Consider the following 17,273-nt stretch of genomic DNA (forward strand, 5'->3'; position numbering starts at 1 on the left):
CAAGCACACACTTAAAGGTTCTCTACATTTATTAAAAACCCATCTGTACCCATAGTAATACAATTATCTGTACCTGTAACCATCGATGCGTAATAAATAAAATATGCCCCAACACAGCGCCATAATTTGCACGCCATTACACAGAGGTTCAGCTATGAGTCGAGGCCCCCAACCTAGCCAAGTTATTTTCCAAACCGCCAACATTGATGACAAAATATATATCAAGGAACAAACCGGTAAGTTTCAAAAAATAAGACGTTATTTGGCAAGCATATTAACCATCATTTTTATCGGCCTACCGTTTGTGCCATACCAAGGTCAACAAGCGATTCTATTTGATGTCGGTGCGCAAAAACTGCACCTATTTGCTTGGATTTTGTACCCTCACGATCTGCTGATTTTCGTTTATCTCTTTATCATTGCTGCATTCGCGTTGTTTTATATTGCCAACCGATACGGGCGCATTTGGTGTGGTTATTTATGCCCGCAAACAATTTGGAGTATGTTGTTCTTTTGGTTGCAGTTTCGAGTCGAAGGTAATGCTCAAGCGCAAAAACGCCTTGATAAGTTGCCGTTTGGTGCCGCTAAAGTGATCCGCAAAGGCATCAAACATGGCTTGTGGTTGCTTGTTTCGTTGTTTACAGCAACCACATTTATGTCTTACTTTTTGCCCGTCTCACAGCTTTACAGTGAGTTATTCACTGGCCAATTAGAAGGTTTATATTGGGGTTGGATCCTGACCTTTATGGCCTGTACCTATATTAATGCTGGCTGGATCAAAGAGAAGATGTGCGAACATATGTGCCCTTATTCTCGTTTTCAATCTGCCATGGTAAATGAAGCTACCAAACAAATAACCTACAACAACAGTCGAGGTGAACCAAGAGGCCCGCGTAAACTATCTAAACCTAGCGCTCAGGTTCAAATTCATGATGAAGTGCACAAGCAGTCTCAAATTAAGCAACAAACTAATTCTCTGGGTGATTGCGTCGATTGTAATTTGTGCGTGCAAGTTTGTCCGGTTGGTATCGATATAAGAGACGGTTTTCAGTATGAATGTATAAGTTGCGGTTTGTGCATTGATGCTTGTGACCAAGTCATGAGTCGCTTTAACTATGCCAAAGGCTTGATTCGTTATCATGGCAAAGTTCAAGGCAAACGTTCTCACTCACTGGCCTATGTCGGTTTGATTGGCATCTTCTCGGTACTCTTTATCATCTGGATGGCAAACCGACCTATGTTTGAGTTGAACATCATCAAAGATCGTAATGTCTTATACCGTGTGGTTGATGAGCAACGAATCGAAAATACCTTTGAGCTAAAACTGATCAATAAAACCCAACTCAAAGAAACCTTCACGGTATCACTTAAAGGTGTGCAAGGCTTTGAGCTTGTCAGTAATAAACCGATAGAAATTGATGCAGACTCAAGGGCGTCGGTGTTGGTCAATGTGTTGTCACCTATCGATCATAAGGCAAAGTTTGTACCGTTTGAGTTTGTCTTACGCTCCGACAATCACGCCATTAGCAGTAAATCTGTTTTTCATGGGAAATAGCTATCATCCGCTAATAAATTCATTTATTAAACAGCGAAAAGGCAGACTATGATCTGCCTTTTTTAATCACCCTAAACAGCCAGTAGCCCAGTGCGGCACCGACAGCAAGCGAGATCGCAAGTGGCATAAACCAACTGAAAAAGGTTTGCCAAATCATTTGCCATTCGATACCTGCTTCACTGACAAACAATTGATTAGGGTTTAGATACGCATCATAGACTGTCATTAACAACGCCATAACCAGGGCAATGAGCAAGGCGTAGTTGATCATATGGCGCATGACAAGGACCTGGTTATCGCATTATCTTATTGAGTAGGCCATCGCTGGCGTCTTCGATAAGATCAAGCACCAATTCAAAGCCACGGCTGCCACCGTAATATGGGTCTGGAACTTCTCGATGCTCATAATTGTCAGCATAATCGAGAAACAGTTTTACTTTATGTTGATGCTCTTGTGGAGCAAGTTTCATCAAGCCACGAAGGTTATCGTTATCCATGGCTAAGATCAGAGAGAATTGTTGAAAGTCATCAACAACGACTTTGCGGGCTCGAATACCTGTAAAATCATAGCCCCTTGCTTGACCGGCTTTTTGTGAGCGAGGATCAGGGTACTCGCCAACATGATTGGCTATGGTGCCTGCTGATTCAATCTCTATATCAAAGCCATAAGCACGGGCTTTTTGCCGAAAAACAGCTTCTGCAGAGGGTGAACGACATATATTGCCCATACAGACAAACAATACCGAACTTACTTCATTGTGATTCATTGACGCTCCTGAAAATGTAATAACCGAACAACTAGACTACTACTAGACTCTTAATAGTGACATCTAATCCCAACTCTCGCCAACCTACATTGGTAATCGTTTTAAGTGAGAAAACGTCAACCGTTACAATTACATGCTAGCATGAATTAAATCAATTGCTTATTCGTCTTGGCAAGTATCGGCTGCAATGACTATTTATGATTTGGCTTTTATTTCAGCCAGCTTGGTCACGTGTATTTGCAACAAATAATAGCTCACTCTTTGCAAATTATTGAGCAGTCTCGACAAGTCTCTAACCGACTCTAATGTCGTGCTACCCTGGGGCACATCCTTTTCCCCTTTGGCAATTTGATTCATAACGTTATCACGGTACTGCTCGAGTACGCCGACATTATGTTCTTTGCATGCTAGCAACAACACATTGGCCTGTGTAAAGTTTTTAAGCTCAATGGCATCAATCACTAAATCAATGGTATAAGTAATTTCTGCGGCGACGCTGATCAAGGTTTTATCTTTGCTGCTATTGATGCTGACGATGTCTTTGTCTAGACAACGATCGTGCAACCTTTGCATGTGATCAAGCAAGTGAATAAGCGATACCAGTGTCGGCCAATTTCGCTTGTCTTGTTTGTTAAGGTGGATCAGATCCAAATACTCATGGGTTTGATCTAGCGCCATTTCTAACTGACTAAATTCAACCTTTGCGTCTTTGTCTGCCGGGTTAAAGAGGTATTTTATATAATCAAGTAAGTCCACCAATTGCGGTAACAAAGCGGCGTTGGTGGCGGTCAATGCAACATCTGGATGGCGCACCAAAGATTTATCTAAAGTGTCGGTATATCTAGGTGCTTTGCCCCCCACCAAAGTCATCATCATTAAGGCAAATTGCTTGGTAAACGGCAATACAATAAACACACCAAGGCAGTTAAACACAGTATGAAATACCACTAATGCTATTTCACCATTTGCTTGTAATTGGCCGGGAAAAAAATACTGATAGGCTTGGGTAAATGGTGTCAGTAAGATTAACGCCCCAATGGCGGTACACAAGTTATACACGACGTGGGAATATCCCGTGCGCCGTGCACCTAACGAGCCGCCAACGGTGACCATTAAGGCGGTTATTGTTGTACCTACGTCCATGCCAATAACTAAAGCTGCGGCTTGGTTAAAATTGATTGCTCCGGCATAAAGAGCAGTGATTGCCGTTGCAACGCCGGCACTCGATGACTGGGTGACGAGCGTTATGGCAATACCTATGGCAACAAGCTGTAATCGGCCAAGCAGATCGTCATCAGGAAATTGTTGCGGCGTAATATATTGCTCAAGCTCGGCCATACCAAACTGCATTTGCCCAATACCAACAAAGATCAAACCAAAACCGGCTAGTACCAAACCAGCGCTGGCCAAGCGGCGTTTACCAAACAGTTTCATCAGCGCACCGATAAAAATCACCGGTAACAGCACAGTCCCAAGTTTAAGCTTGAAGCCAAGCAAAGCCACCATCCACCCAGTAATGGTGGTACCAATATTGGCACCAAAGATAATACCTAAACTTTCGGAAAAACTAATGATACCGGCACCAACAAACCCCACCGCGGCAACGGTCGTCGCACTAGACGATTGCAGCACAGCGGTGCTTATAGCGCCGGTGATAGCACCACTTGTTGGGCTTTTGGTAAAACGAATTAACGCGGTTCGCAAAGCACTGCCGGCAAGTTGCTGCAAGGCATTGGTCATAATGATCATGCCAAGTAAAAATATGCCAAGACCACCGATAGCGTTAATTAAGGTAAAGTTATCAATAATGGTAACACTTTTATGAGCTTAGTTAGTATTAGAATAGTTTGTTCATCGCCAAAATACAGGGCATGAGCCATTTAGTAAAAAAATACTAAGTGACGATTTTGGTTAATCAAAAATCTATGTAATGTCTAAAGATAAATAAGCCTATCGCGCTAACATTTAACACTATGGTGATATAAAAGATCACAACGAAAGGTTGTTTTTGAGTTTTGTGTCGAAACAACTGTCTTGCCAACATTGCCCCAGGCCAACCTCCTAGTAACGCCAACAAATGCAGCGAGGCTTCATTGGTGCGCCACTTACCCGTTTTGGCTTTATATTTGTCATGCCAATAAACCAAGAAAGTAACCAAGGAGATGATTAAAAAATAACTAATAATAATGCGAGTATTCAATATGTTAACTTAATCGTTAGGTTGCTATTAAAATAACACTGAAATGTCATCAATGGTACCTATCGCGCCAGCATTAATGGCCTGCTGTCTTTCTTGTTCATTTAGAATACCAACAAACGGTGTCTTGCGACGCATACGGCGCATTTTGGCATCATCACGAGTCATCTCTTTGATAAACACATCGGGTTGATGATACATCTCCAAAATGCTGACCCATGTAATGTACGCACCATAGCCTATACGCCCTGTTTCACGACGCTGCTCCAAAGTCTGCTGTACCTGTTCAAGTAATTGCGGTTCAGACAATAGTTTATGCGCCATCGCAGCATGCAGCACAATGATTTGCTTATCGATATATTCGTCTTTAATACCGGTTTTTTTTACCTGGTAAGGACGATGTTTTTTGTTTCGATTATGCTGACTTGTCACTTTACTCTCTTTGCTTTATGTTCTCTTCGCTTTGTCTGCTCTCGACGCCTTGGCTAATGAAAATCTCGAGATTTACTGTCCAGCTCCAATAAGCAGTCGCTAAGATCAATAAGCTTACCCGCGATGACATGCACCACATCACCCTCGCGCTCTAATATGCCCTTAACCTTTAATATTTTACCACGCATGTAGGCTTTTTTCTGAGCTCGAGCCGTTGCTGCCCAAACAACCACATTGATATTACCGCTGTCATCTTCCAAAGTCACAAAGGTCACACCGCCTGCGGTTCCTGGAGATTGTTTGCCCGTGACTAAGCCCACCACAGTGACAAACGACTTATGATTTTTGCTAGCCAGATCTTGCATACGGGTAAAATCACCAAGCAACCCTGATTGTGCTAACAAAGTAATAGGATGCTTATTTAAGGTCAGCCCTAGTGCCTGATAATCTTCATTTAACGTATCAAACTCAGACGGACTAATCAGGAACTCCGGCGACGGCGTGTCAGCAACCTGCGCGGCAGCAAATAGTGGTAAGTCGCTATCCTTATCCATCATTAACCAACGGCTTTGATAACGATCACCAGCAATAGATTTAAACGCATCACTGCTGGCCAACTGTTGTAAGTCTTTTTGGTTAATCGCTAACGCTCTGATTTGCTGCATATGCTGATAACCATGCTCAGGGCGCTCAGCAAGTAAAGTCATCGCCGCTTGCTTTGATAAACCTTTCACCAAGCGAAATCCCAGTCGTATGGCCAGATTATGTGGTTTGTTTTGTGGCTTGTTGCGTTGTTCATCTTGTTGTTCGTTTGGTTGGCAGTTTTGTTGATCGGGTAGCAAAACATGTTCGTATTCTGACTGATTCACACACACAGGCAACACCGTTATGCCATGGCGTTTGGCATCCTGAACTAACTGTGAGGCACTGTAAAACCCCATCGGTAAGCTGTTTAAAATTGACGCATAAAAGGCGTGCGGGTAATGATACTTTAACCATGCCGAGACATAAGCCAGCACTGCAAATGACGCAGAATGGCTTTCCGGGAACCCATACTCACCAAAGCCACAAATTTGTTCAAAAATACGCTCTGCAAAGTCCGTTTTATAGCCACGCTGTTGCATGCCATTGATCAGCTTCTCCTTAAACTGCATTAATTTGCCATTTTTCTTCCAGCTTGCCATCGCTCGTCGCAATTGGTCGGCTTCACCACCGCTAAAGCCAGCAGCAACCATCGCCAGTTTAATCACCTGCTCTTGAAAAATAGGGACGCCTAATGTGCGTTGCAGCACCTCTTTTACAGCATCAGAAGGATACTCAATGCGCTCCTCGCCATTGCGGCGCTTTAAAAATGGGTGCACCATATCCCCTTGAATAGGCCCTGGACGAACAATGGCGATTTGAATAACCAAGTCATAGTAGCTGTTTGGCTTTAACCTTGGCAGCATACTCATTTGCGCGCGTGATTCAATTTGAAAGACGCCAACAGTATCGGCACGTTGGATCATGTTATACACCTGTGCATCATCTGGCATACGAGTGATATCGGCAATGGATAAATGGCGCTGATAATGCTTGCTGATCATGGCAAAGCACTTACGAATAGCGCTGAGCATCCCCAACGCCAGTACATCGACTTTTAATAAACCAAGAGATTCTAGATCGTCTTTGTCCCATTGAATAACCGTTCGATCCTGCATCGCCGCGTTCTCTACCGGCACAAGTTCATATAAGGGTCCTCGAGAGATCACAAAACCGCCGACGTGTTGCGACAAATGACGCGGAAAGCCGAGAATCTCCTGCACCAAAGCAATGAAATTCTGCCCTTGTCGTGAGCCCGGCTCCAATCCAAGTTCAACAATTTGCGCTTGCCAAGGCAACGACTTATCCCGACGATTAATGTTCTTAATAAAAAACTCTAATTGCGTCACATTAATGCCTAATGCCTTACCCACCTCTCGAATCGCACTTTTCAGGCGGTAACTTATCACCGTTGCAGCGATGGCGGTACGCTCTCGACCGTACTTGTTATAAATGTACTGGATCACTTCCTCACGGCGCTGGTGTTCAAAATCAACATCAATATCTGGTGGCTCGTTACGCTCCTTGGAAATAAAACGCTCAAATAATACCGATATTTGTCGAGGATCAACCGAGGTGATTTCAAGGCAATAACAGACAATAGAATTGGCCGCAGAGCCGCGGCCTTGATAAAGAATTTTTTGTTGCTGAGCAAACTGCACCACATCAAAGATGGTTAAAAAGTAATAGGCATAATCTAACTCTTCTATCAACCTCAACTCTTTATCTATGGTTTGTTGTATGGTTTTGGGCACCCCTTCCTTAAAGCGTTTTTTACTGCCAACAACAACCAGCTCCTTAAGGTAGTTAATCGCCGATTTGCCTTTGGGCACCAACTCTTGAGGGTATTCATAACGAAGACTGGCCAAATCAAATTGACAGCGGCGGGCGATATGCTCTGACTCCGCCAACCATTCTAGGGGAAACAGCTTGGCCAACTTTTTGATTGGACGCAGGCAGCGTTCGGCATTCACCAACAAATCACGACCAAGTTGGTTAACCGCTTTGCCGTGTTCAATTGCCGTTAAAGTATGCTGCAGGCGCAAACGTGAGGAGACGTGCATTAACGCACCACCGCAGGCGGTGATGGGTATAGCCAGATCTGCCGCCAATGTTTGACAGTAATGACGGTAACTGCTGTCATCGGCAGCCAAATAACGGGTATAGCCTAACCATAAGCGAGAACGGTGATATTTATACAACCATCGCCCCCATTCGCTGTCATTCTTGTCAAAGTTGCCACTGACAACACCTTGCCCTTGTGGTAGCCAAATCAACAAACAATGCTTTATGGACATCAGATCCCAATCTGACAATTGATAACTGCCCTTTTCACTGCGTCGTCTGGCATTACTGATAATACGGCACAGCTCAGCGTAACCGCGGCGTTCAGGGCACAGTAGAATCAGTTTTAAGCCTTGATATTGAAATAAACTGCCAACAATCAACTCTACCGATAAGCTGTTGGCTTTTATTTCACTAAAGGCTCGAACAACACCAGCAACCGAACATTCATCGGTAATCGCCAACGAACGATAACCAAGAAACTCCGCCTGATTAACCAACTCTTCAGGGTGAGATGCGCCTTTGAGAAAGGAAAAATTGCTTTGACAATAAAGCTCAGCGTAAGCCACTTAGCCTCTCCTGATAGGTTTGAATGAGTTTATGACGCTCATATCAACTGAACAAACCATGCACAAACCATTCTTGCTCAGGGGTGCGAAACAACCATAACCAACGCCCTTGTTCAGAGCAGGCAATAAAATAATCTCGCGCCATATATTGCTCATCCCACCAGCCGCTAATAATGCGCTCGGGACCATGCTGTAATGTGACCTGTTCATCGAGTGGTAATGGTTGCGGTAATAACACACTGGGTCGATGACTTAACCCGCTGTTCTTCGTAATCTGTTGATTGCCTCGCTTAGTATTGCCGTCTTGGCTGCGATTTAACAAAGGCTGGCAACAACGTACCGCCCGCTCAGGACGATGTTCATTGATGCTTTGCACTCCAACAATGGCATTTTCTCCTAACTTGGCCTGTAACCTAGATACCAACTCATTAGCCGACACCACGCCTTGCTTACCTGAGAATAAATCAGCCTTTTGGTAATCATTGCCGTGCACTTGTTTGGCATCTACGGTTAAGGCAACGATAGGCGCTTCAATGCGCAGTGACTCTAACGTTAATTGACTTAACTCCAACCAGCTTTGCGCCCGGTACTCACCATAAGCACTGCTAATCGATACGACTTTCGGTTCGACGTCATCATCACGAAAATGCAGTGTCAGTAATACTTGCTGACAACGTTTATCCCGTAACGATAAAAATCGTTCCAATAGCTCATATACCTTCAATAACGGTTTTTGCAGATACTGTAAATTACGGATTTCAAACAAGAGTTCAAGGAAATGACTGAATTGTTCACTGGGGTGAAAAAAACTCACCGGATGTTGTAACTGTGCCGTAAAGCGGCCCACATAGTTGACCAAGTCAATATCAAACCGTTTGGCAATCTCTGTTAAAGGCAACGCCAGTAGTTGATGCAACTGTTCAATACCAACGCGTTTAAGGTTCTCTATGTTTTTTTTGCTAAGCCCGGTTTGGGCTAATGTGAGGGGTCGTAATGCCCGCTCAAGATACGGTTTATCCGCACTGATAATATCGCCATGATTTTTTGCCAATAGCATCGAACTGTATACGGAAAAACCTGTGCCATAGTGATAATCCACATCCAATTGTGCCAAATGGCTTGATAGCGCCAACCAATAATTATCCAGACCATGATAAAGCGTGAGCATATTGCTGACTTTCAGCAATAAACCGTTTGGCGGATATAAACAAATATCCGCGCTTAGCAGATATAACCAACGCGCTATGTGTTGCAAACGCCGTTGTTCAATGGTTTGATCATAAGGGTAGACTTTTAAATCTTGACACAAAGAGGCCGCGCTGCCGAGCCCCATACCGATATCGATGCCCTGCTGTAACGCACTGTGATTAACTTGCACTGTCGCATGAGTTTTCTCATCGACAATAATAATCGGGGTGCTGTCGTCATCAGCATACAACGAATTAAGCTGTAATTTAGGAAAGTGTAAATACAACCATAACGGCGGGCCACTATTGGCCACGGTATTCTCCATTAATGAGCTCATGAAACGACGCGAACATCAGGGAACATAACGACATTATCGGCTTCAGGCACCGTAACTAACCATGGCCAAAATCGCCCTAAATGCACCACAAATGCTGCCGATGGCCAACCACGTTTACGTTTATTAATGGTCACTTCAAGGCCCTGCTGATGCGACGCTAAGGACAAGCTTAAATCAACAGGCAAGGCGATATCATCCGCTTTTTGTTGGCGCAATAAAAATTGCCGACAATCCCCGGTTTGAGCGGCCAACTGCAATCGTTTGACTTGATGCACTTGTAACGGCTCGTCGAACCACAACAAGACATCACTGCAGCAACCGCTTTGTAAACATTGCTCAGCAGCCCACAAAGCCTGATGCGCCTGCTCAGGATAAAGACACAGTAAGCGACTTTCATCAACATTGGCATATTGCAATGAAGGGCTATTTATAAGCCCTGGAGGGTTTATAAACACCAGCAATTGCTGTGCATCAGCATTCGCCATTAATGGCATCAGCAAGCGCAACTCACCAATACCGGGCTGAGTCAGTAATTCAATAACCCCGGATTTAGGGAAGCCGCCGCCTAATTTGCTATCCAGCGGCTCATAGCCTGATGCACTAAACCCCTGGTTGTCATGATGTTCATCATTGCCATGCCATACTAGCTGTTTGTGCTTTAGAAGATCGATTAATTCATTCATAACTTTAAACCTGTATATTTATACAGTATAGTTGCTGTGTAAACAGGGATCAAGAGCATTACAACAAATTAAAATGCATTACAGGTTAAGCAACAACCAAGTAAATTAAGGTAAGCATATGAATTTTAAATGTTAAAATTTATATTAAGGTAAGTATTAACATTATCTAAAGACAGATTATAAAGACGTCATGCAACATTTCAGCTAACGGCTATCGACACCAATAGCCTCATAACCATGACGTTAGCTTGTAAACTAAACTGAAATAGCCAAACCACAGGAACCATAGCGACATGTGTGGACGATTAAATATAAGCGACGATCCTTTTGTAGAGCAGTTATTGCTAGAGTTGGGAATTGAAAACCCAAGGCAAAGAATGAATTTTTCGCGCTTTAAGCGTGCCACAGACAGCATATCAATTGTACGTGAGCACAACGGTAAACGACGTCTGGATGATGCCACTTGGTGGTTACTATTGGATAAAGACGACCAAGGTTTTAAGCCATCTAAGTACACGTCGTTTAATACCCGTTACGATAAACTCAACGTGCCCCGTAGCGCCGGTTTTAAAGCATTTAGAGAGTCACGCTGCGTCGTAGTGGCCAAAGGTTTCGGCGAAACAGAGTTTGTTAATCGCAAACCCATTCATTACTTTGATATGACCGCTGAAGATGGAAGCGCTCTAGCCCTTGGTGGATTATACCGACAGTGGTATCACCCAAAAACCGGACAAACGGCACTCAGTTGCTCGGTTATTACCTTACCGCCGCACCCTAAGCTCAGTCATATCCACTCTAAAGCCATGCCATTAATTTTGCCTCAAGACGATGACAGTATTGCCATGTGGTTAAATGCTAACTTGCATAACGTCGAGGTATTTAACGATTTATTAAAGGCCAGGTTGCCGCAAAACTTACTCGCTTGGCCTATCGACAAGCCCAGCCTGCATAACGCTATAGGTGCGCAACAGTTACTTGTCGCCGATTAAGTCGCTTCCCTGATCATCAAGACAGCGCTTGGTTTTGCTAATTGATATCGGCCAATAATAATTGTGCAGCACGAATCACGGCTTTTATTGACCGCGACTCGACCAGCTTATGGGTTTCTGCATTAGGGATTTCACTCTTATGTCGGTTGACTATCACCCCTGCCAAACAACCGGCTTGCAAGCCAGAGCTGGCGCACATGGTCAATAACGTCGCCGATTCCATTTCAAAGTTCAGCACCCCCATGTCTTGCCACTCTTTGGCGGAACCAACAAAGCGTCTGACGACACGGCCGGTATAGGTGTCATAGCGCTCCTGCCCTGGATAAAAGGTATCGCTTGAGGCAGTGACACCAGTATATACACCACAATCTTGCTCTTTCGCAGCATTAACCATGGCATGACTGATTTGAAAATCGGCAACCGCTGGGAACTCCATTGGTGCAAAATGTAAACTGGCACCATCGAGTCTGACAGAACCTGTAGTGACAATAATATCACCGACATTAATGTCCGGTTGGATCGCCCCCGTAGTACCAATACGTAAAAAGTAACGCACGCCAATTTGCGCTAATTCTTCTACGGCAATAGACGTTGATGGGCCACCAATACCCGTAGAACAGATCACCACTTGGTGCCCGTCAATAGTCCCTGTGTATAAGGTATATTCGCGTTGTGAGATAAGAAATTTTGGATTATCAAGATATTCGGCGATGCGCTCTACTCTATTTGGATCGCCGGGTAAAATGGCCAACACAGCCGAGTCGATATCTTCTTTGTTAACCCCTAAATGAAAAACAGCGTCTGACATAAAACCACCTTTAAATGAACCATGGTTTTAGTCTAGACGCTGCTTTGAAAAACGCTTGTGAAAAACTAATTTTTACGCGCTAATTTCGCTAATTTTTTATCGATAATATCGGCAAATTGCCAAGGGTAAAAGATTTGCCCTGTGAGATTCTGATTTGGAAAGATAATCAAGCAAAGATCATCCTCTTCCATACCAGGCAACCATCGCTCGCGAATTTCATCCAAGGTCAGCTTTACCGGCTTACAATGATCCCATTCATCGGTAGCCCAGCATGCCGCGGTTTCTTCATTTGGCCAAAAGGGCACAAAATCTTCTTCATTTTCAGTCAACATAACGGCACCATGTTCATCGGTTAAGATCCATGCTTCCCGTTGCGACATCAACTGTTGAATAAATAATTCATAGCGTTGAGTGTCGGTTAAATGCAAACTGTTTTTATCTATAGTCACCATAATAAAACAACCTTTACTGTGCCTATTACATTAAGCCAACAAGCACGTGAACCTACGAGGCATTTGCGCCGCGAGTTGCTGATGCTTGAGCTAGTTTTTCCAATAATACCTCAGTATCTTGCCAGCCAATACAGGCATCGGTGATACTTTGGCCATAAGTTTCTGCTTTATTGTCTACCAAATCTTGACGACCTTCAACTAAATGACTTTCGACCATAACGCCAAAGATAGACTCATTACCGCCTTTCATTTGCTCACACACGTCATCACAGACCAGCATTTGATTTTCAAATTTCTTGCTTGAATTGGCATGCGAGAAATCAACCATAACCTTAGCGGCTACATTAGCCCCTTGTAATTGCTCAGTGATCGCATCAACGTGTTTTTTCGAGTAATTTGGCTCTTTCCCGCCACGTAATATGATATGGCAGTCTGGGTTACCTTTGGTTTCGACGATTGCCGAGTGACCTAATTTGGTTACCGATAAAAAGTGATGTGGTGCGCTCGCCGCACCTACCGCATCAATAGCAACTTTAATGGTGCCATCGGTGCCATTCTTAAAGCCGACCGGACAAGATAAACCCGATGCCAATTCGCGGTGAACTTGCGACTCAGTGGTACGTGCGCCAATCGCGCCCCAACACATAAGATCCGCCATATATTGCGGCGTGATCATATCCAGATATTCGCCCGCTGTTGGTAAACCCATATCATTTAAATCAAGTAACAGTTTACGACCAATGCGCAAACCTTCGTTTATTTTAAAGCTGCCATCGAGATCAGGGTCATTGATTAAGCCTTTCCAGCCTACGGTGGTACGTGGTTTTTCAAAATACACGCGCATGACAATTTCTAAGCTGTCTTTGTATTTGTTTCGCAGTTTATTTAGACGCGAACCGTATTCCAATGCGGCAATAGGATCATGAATAGAACATGGGCCAATAACCACTAATAAACGGTCGTCTTTTCCGTTAAAAATGTCACTGATAGCTTGTCTTGCTTCAAATACATTACGCGATATTTTTTCATTGTTGCGGTAACGTTCTAATAACGCAACCGGAGGAAGAAGTTGTTTTAATTGATTTATTCTGACGTCGTCAGTTTGATACAGCATTGCGAACTCTAGCTTGGATTAAACAAAAAGATAAAGATAATCTAGCAGTGTTTTTACATGTTGCCAATGATATTCCAGTAAATACTCTAATAAATTACAGTTAGTTACGTAACAAAGCCAAGATCAGCTGCCTCACGATAACTTTTCTTACTTTTGTGGTAAAAAATATCAAATTTTAACCTATATTTATAAACACCAGAAATTGAATGAAAACCCTATGCCTGCAATCGATCTACCACTGATAGACCTGCATCGTCATCTTGATGGCAATATACGTCCAGCAACGATTTGGCGTCTTGCACAACACTACGGTATAGCCTTGCCGTGTGATTCTTTTGATGATTTTATCCCCCACGTCACCATTGAAGATAAAGCCAGCGATTTGATGGAGTTTTTACAAAAGCTCGATTGGGGCGTAAAAGTTCTTAAAAGCCTTGATGATATAAAGCAAGTGGCTTACGAAAATGTTGAAGACATGAAAATCGCAGGTATCGATTACGCCGAGCTGCGTTTTTCGCCCTATTATATGGGCATGACCCATCATCTCAACACCACAGAGGTGGTGGCTGCGGTAATTGATGGCGTACACAACGGTGTTAAAGACTTTGACGTCAAAGCCAATCTTATCGGCATTATGTCTCGAACCTTTGGCGTGCAGACCTGCCAACATGAATTAGACGCCCTGCTTGCACATAAGGAGCAATTAGTTGCCATCGATTTGGCCGGCGATGAACTTGGTAAACCCGCCGACTTGTTTGTTGATCATTTTAAACAAGTCCACCAAGCAGATTTACAAGTCACCGTTCATGCCGGTGAAGCAGATGGCCCGCAAAGCATGTGGAACGCGATTAAGTTATTAGGAGCTAAACGCATTGGTCATGGTGTGAATTGTTATAAAGATCCTGAATTAATGGCGTACTTAGCGAAACACGATATTTTTCTAGAAACCTGCCTTACGTCTAATTATCAAACCGGTACCATCAATAACATCAGCGAACACCCTATTCATACTTTTATCGAAAACGGCGTTAGGGCGTGCTTAAACACTGACGATCCAGCGGTTGAAGCGATTGAACTAAAACATGAGTTTGCTATCGCTCGCGAGCAACTCGGTTTAGATGATAAGCAATTAAGACAATTACAACTAAATGCGCTTGATGCGGCTTTTATAAGCGACAGTGAGCGTAGTGATTTGAAAAACTCGAAACTAACAGCAAACCAATAAACTACAGGAATATTGATTATGGCTACTCCTCATATAGAAGCGAAAGAAGGTGAAATCGCTGAGACCGTCCTTTTACCTGGTGACCCACTGCGCGCCAAGTTTATCGCCGATAACTTTCTTGATGACCCGGTGCAATTTAACGCTGTACGTAACATGTTTGGCTTTACCGGTAGCTATAAAGGGCAAAGAGTATCGGTAATGGGTTCAGGTATGGGTATTCCATCTGCCTCTATTTACGCCACTGAGCTGTATAAAGATTACGGCGTTGAAAACATCATTCGTATTGGTAGTTGTGGAGCCGTGCGTGAAGACATCAATGTAATGGACGTGGTTATCGGTATGGGTGCCTGTACCGATTCAAAATGTAATCGCATGCGCTTTAATGACCACGACTTTTCTGCCATCGCCGACTACGGCTTATTAAAAAATGTTGTTACTGCGGCTGAAAATCTAAATATAGATGTCAAAGTAGGTAATATTTTTAGCGCCGACTTGTTTTATACGCCTGATTTTGAATTTTTCCATACCATGGCCAAACTGGGTATTCTTGGTGTCGAAATGGAAGCTGCCGGTCTTTATGGTGCTGCCGCTGAATACAACAAAAAGGCGTTATGTGTGGCGACGGTAAGTGACCATATTATTCGTGGTGAAGCGTTATCAGCAGAAGATCGTCAAACCAGTTTTAAAGATATGATGATCATGACACTCGATTCGCTGTTGTTATAACAGCTGGTCATTGAATACACCAATACTAAGCAAATGCTGATAAAGCCAGATATACGACGGTTTTGACTCGCGCTTTAACTGCGAATAAAAGAAAATCTTTCAGATAAAAAAAGGGTTCTGAATATTCAGAACCCTTTTTTAATGAAAACATTTAACTGGACCAGCTTACCACGTTAACTATGTCTTTAACGTCCAACGTTTGCCGTGTGAACGCGAGTGACAAAGCAAGTGCAAAGCTTCCTACTCTGCACGATGCTTTACTCGGTGCTTTACACTGTACTTTACTCGATGCCTTAATCTGTCCTTCATTATCGTTGCAACTCTAGCCCAGTTTAGCGGCTAAGGATTTACCGTAATCCGGAGCACTTACGCCAAAGATATCCGCTACAGTCGCTCCAATATCGGCAAAGGTGTCACTCTCACCTAAATTAATCGATGGCATATCGCGCTTGTAAAATATTACCGGCACGTACTCTCGGGTGTGATCACTGCCATGCCATGTTGGGTCACAGCCATGATCTGCGGTCAATACAACGTAATCATCATCTTTTAATTCTGGACCAATATCCGTCAATCGCTGATCAAGATACTCTAACGCTTTACCATAACCGACAGGGTCACGACGATGGCCGTAATCTTGGTCAAAGTTAACCAAGTTGGTAAAGATTAAGGTATTATCAGGTTGCTTCTGCAATTGCTCAATACTAGTATCAACCAAGGCTTCTAGACCTGTCGCCTTGTATTTTTCACTGATCCCTTGATGAGCAAATATATCTGCTATTTTGCCGACACTGACAACCTTACCGCCGGCATCAACGATTTTGTCTAATACCGTAGGTGCAGGTGGTAATATAGAGTAATCACGACGATTACCGGTACGCTCAAAATCATCCGGGCCACTGCCAATAAACGGTCTGGCAATCACTCGACCAATATTTAAATCCATTTCATTTAAAAGTTCGCGAACTTGTTCGCAATACTTGTGTAAGTTATCCAATCCGAACGTTTCTTCATGAGCGGCTACCTGAAACACACTGTCGGCTGATGTATAACAAATCGGAATACCAGTCTTCATATGCTCTTCGCCAAGCTCTGCGATAATTGTGGTACCGGAAGAATGGCAATTACCTAAACTGCCTTGAATTCCGGTTTTCTTATAAACATTGGTCAGAAGCTCTTCGGAGAATGAGTGTTCTTTATCTGCAAAATAGCCCCAATCAAATAGCACAGGTACGCCCATCATTTCCCAATGGCCACTAGGGGTATCTTTCCCGGAACTAATTTCAGCTGCATAACCGTATGCACCGGTTAACGGCGCCACCGCATTAACTGCTGGTGACTTATTACCGGCTGCGGTTGCAGCGCTTATTAAACCTAATTTAGATAAGGTAGGTAAATCCAATTTTCGCCCACTTTGCGCATAAAATTCATCTGCCAAATTAGCAAATGTATTCGCACCAATATCGCCAAAATCCTTAGCATCTGGTGCTGCGCCTAAACCAAAACCATCTATAACTAAAATCAATACACGCGCCATATCACTACCTTTGTTCGGGGTTTGTAACCCGCCTGTAAACCAGAGAAT

16 protein-coding genes are annotated in these 17,273 nt (G+C 43.5%); 4 read left to right on the plus strand and 12 right to left on the minus strand.

Annotation, left to right across the window (positions count from 1 at the left end; genetic code table 11):
- Nucleotides 1–154: 154 nt before the first annotated feature.
- Nucleotides 155–1,555: a cytochrome c oxidase accessory protein CcoG gene (gene ccoG / locus HII16_RS03605; RefSeq protein ID WP_169127554.1), complete on the plus strand. Its 1,401-nt coding sequence runs from the start codon at nt 155–157 to the stop codon at nt 1,553–1,555.
- A gap of 46 nt (nt 1,556–1,601) precedes the next feature.
- Here ccoG and HII16_RS03610 read toward each other — a convergent pair whose 3' ends face one another.
- The 8 genes from HII16_RS03610 to imuA all read right to left on the minus strand — a co-directional run bounded on the left by HII16_RS03610 (nt 1,602) and on the right by imuA (nt 10,374).
- Complete coding sequence (locus HII16_RS03610) at nt 1,602–1,835, minus strand: hypothetical protein (RefSeq protein ID WP_169127556.1); 234 nt, start codon at nt 1,833–1,835, stop codon at nt 1,602–1,604.
- Nucleotides 1,836–1,848: 13 nt separating this feature from the next.
- Nucleotides 1,849–2,322 (minus strand): low molecular weight protein-tyrosine-phosphatase, encoded by a 474-nt coding sequence (locus HII16_RS03615; protein ID WP_169127558.1) that lies wholly within the window; start codon nt 2,320–2,322, stop codon nt 1,849–1,851.
- 195 nt (nt 2,323–2,517) lie between these two features.
- Entirely contained in the window at nt 2,518–4,131 is a 1,614-nt protein-coding gene (locus tag HII16_RS03620; protein ID WP_348981387.1) for a Na/Pi symporter, read from the minus strand.
- A gap of 106 nt (nt 4,132–4,237) precedes the next feature.
- Complete coding sequence (locus HII16_RS03625; protein WP_211183387.1) at nt 4,238–4,522, minus strand: DUF1294 domain-containing protein; 285 nt, start codon at nt 4,520–4,522, stop codon at nt 4,238–4,240.
- A gap of 27 nt (nt 4,523–4,549) precedes the next feature.
- Nucleotides 4,550–4,951, minus strand: a complete 402-nt coding sequence (locus HII16_RS03630) for a hypothetical protein (protein WP_169127562.1) — start codon at nt 4,949–4,951, stop codon at nt 4,550–4,552.
- A gap of 53 nt (nt 4,952–5,004) precedes the next feature.
- Nucleotides 5,005–8,166, minus strand: coding sequence for an error-prone DNA polymerase (locus HII16_RS03635; RefSeq protein WP_169127564.1), 3,162 nt, complete (start codon nt 8,164–8,166; stop codon nt 5,005–5,007).
- 43 nt (nt 8,167–8,209) lie between these two features.
- Entirely contained in the window at nt 8,210–9,691 is a 1,482-nt protein-coding gene (locus HII16_RS03640) for a DNA polymerase Y family protein (RefSeq protein ID WP_211183388.1), read from the minus strand.
- Nucleotides 9,688–10,374, minus strand: coding sequence for a translesion DNA synthesis-associated protein ImuA (gene imuA, locus HII16_RS03645; RefSeq protein ID WP_169127566.1), 687 nt, complete (start codon nt 10,372–10,374; stop codon nt 9,688–9,690). The genes HII16_RS03640 and imuA overlap by 4 nt, the downstream gene beginning before the upstream one ends.
- A 293-nt stretch (nt 10,375–10,667) precedes the next feature.
- Here imuA and HII16_RS03650 point away from each other — a divergent pair, with 293 nt between their 5' ends.
- On the plus strand, nt 10,668–11,363 hold the full coding sequence (locus HII16_RS03650) for an SOS response-associated peptidase family protein (RefSeq protein WP_169127568.1): 696 nt from the start codon (nt 10,668–10,670) through the stop codon (nt 11,361–11,363).
- Nucleotides 11,364–11,400: 37 nt separating this feature from the next.
- On the opposite strand, the gene udp is transcribed toward HII16_RS03650, so the two are convergent.
- The 3 genes from udp to aroG all read right to left on the minus strand — a co-directional run bounded on the left by udp (nt 11,401) and on the right by aroG (nt 13,737).
- A complete protein-coding gene (gene udp, locus HII16_RS03655; RefSeq protein ID WP_169127570.1) occupies nt 11,401–12,171 on the minus strand; it encodes a uridine phosphorylase in 771 nt (256 codons plus the stop codon).
- Nucleotides 12,172–12,236: 65 nt separating this feature from the next.
- A complete protein-coding gene (locus HII16_RS03660) occupies nt 12,237–12,623 on the minus strand; it encodes a DUF2750 domain-containing protein (protein WP_135440205.1) in 387 nt (128 codons plus the stop codon).
- A 52-nt stretch (nt 12,624–12,675) separates the two neighbouring features.
- Nucleotides 12,676–13,737 carry a 3-deoxy-7-phosphoheptulonate synthase AroG gene (aroG, locus tag HII16_RS03665; RefSeq protein ID WP_135440204.1) on the minus strand — a complete coding sequence of 354 codons (1,062 nt, stop codon included), beginning with the start codon at nt 13,735–13,737 and terminating at the stop codon, nt 12,676–12,678.
- 217 nt (nt 13,738–13,954) lie between these two features.
- Here aroG and add point away from each other — a divergent pair, with 217 nt between their 5' ends.
- On the plus strand, nt 13,955–14,962 hold the full coding sequence (gene add, locus HII16_RS03670) for an adenosine deaminase (RefSeq protein ID WP_169127572.1): 1,008 nt from the start codon (nt 13,955–13,957) through the stop codon (nt 14,960–14,962).
- Between the two features lie 18 nt (nt 14,963–14,980).
- The gene (deoD, locus tag HII16_RS03675; RefSeq protein ID WP_135440202.1) at nt 14,981–15,688 is read left to right on the plus strand and encodes a purine-nucleoside phosphorylase; all 708 of its coding nucleotides are present in this window, start codon (nt 14,981–14,983) and stop codon (nt 15,686–15,688) included.
- Nucleotides 15,689–16,010: 322 nt separating this feature from the next.
- Here the strand turns inward: deoD and HII16_RS03680 are convergent, their stop codons facing one another.
- Nucleotides 16,011–17,225: a phosphopentomutase gene (locus tag HII16_RS03680; RefSeq protein ID WP_169127574.1), complete on the minus strand. Its 1,215-nt coding sequence runs from the start codon at nt 17,223–17,225 to the stop codon at nt 16,011–16,013.
- Nucleotides 17,226–17,273: the final 48 nt, after the last annotated feature.

The organism is Thalassotalea sp. Y01, from assembly GCF_012932945.1.
Lineage (GTDB): Bacteria > Pseudomonadota > Gammaproteobacteria > Enterobacterales > Alteromonadaceae > Thalassotalea_A.

Excerpts from the sequence above, each read along its gene's own strand:
- HII16_RS03650 (WP_169127568.1), top strand. The coding sequence starts at position 10,668 with ATGTGTGGACGATTAAATATAAGCGACGATCCTTTTGTAGAGCAGTTA.
- HII16_RS03615 (WP_169127558.1), bottom strand. The coding sequence starts at position 2,322 with ATGAATCACAATGAAGTAAGTTCGGTATTGTTTGTCTGTATGGGCAAT.
- HII16_RS03680 (WP_169127574.1), bottom strand. The coding sequence starts at position 17,225 with ATGGCGCGTGTATTGATTTTAGTTATAGATGGTTTTGGTTTAGGCGCA.
- HII16_RS03660 (WP_135440205.1), bottom strand. The coding sequence starts at position 12,623 with ATGGTGACTATAGATAAAAACAGTTTGCATTTAACCGACACTCAACGC.
- aroG (WP_135440204.1), bottom strand. The coding sequence starts at position 13,737 with ATGCTGTATCAAACTGACGACGTCAGAATAAATCAATTAAAACAACTT.
- imuA (WP_169127566.1), bottom strand. The coding sequence starts at position 10,374 with ATGAATGAATTAATCGATCTTCTAAAGCACAAACAGCTAGTATGGCAT.
- udp (WP_169127570.1), bottom strand. The coding sequence starts at position 12,171 with ATGTCAGACGCTGTTTTTCATTTAGGGGTTAACAAAGAAGATATCGAC.
- ccoG (WP_169127554.1), top strand. The coding sequence starts at position 155 with ATGAGTCGAGGCCCCCAACCTAGCCAAGTTATTTTCCAAACCGCCAAC.
- HII16_RS03640 (WP_211183388.1), bottom strand. The coding sequence starts at position 9,691 with ATGAGCTCATTAATGGAGAATACCGTGGCCAATAGTGGCCCGCCGTTA.
- HII16_RS03610 (WP_169127556.1), bottom strand. The coding sequence starts at position 1,835 with ATGCGCCATATGATCAACTACGCCTTGCTCATTGCCCTGGTTATGGCG.
- add (WP_169127572.1), top strand. The coding sequence starts at position 13,955 with ATGCCTGCAATCGATCTACCACTGATAGACCTGCATCGTCATCTTGAT.
- deoD (WP_135440202.1), top strand. The coding sequence starts at position 14,981 with ATGGCTACTCCTCATATAGAAGCGAAAGAAGGTGAAATCGCTGAGACC.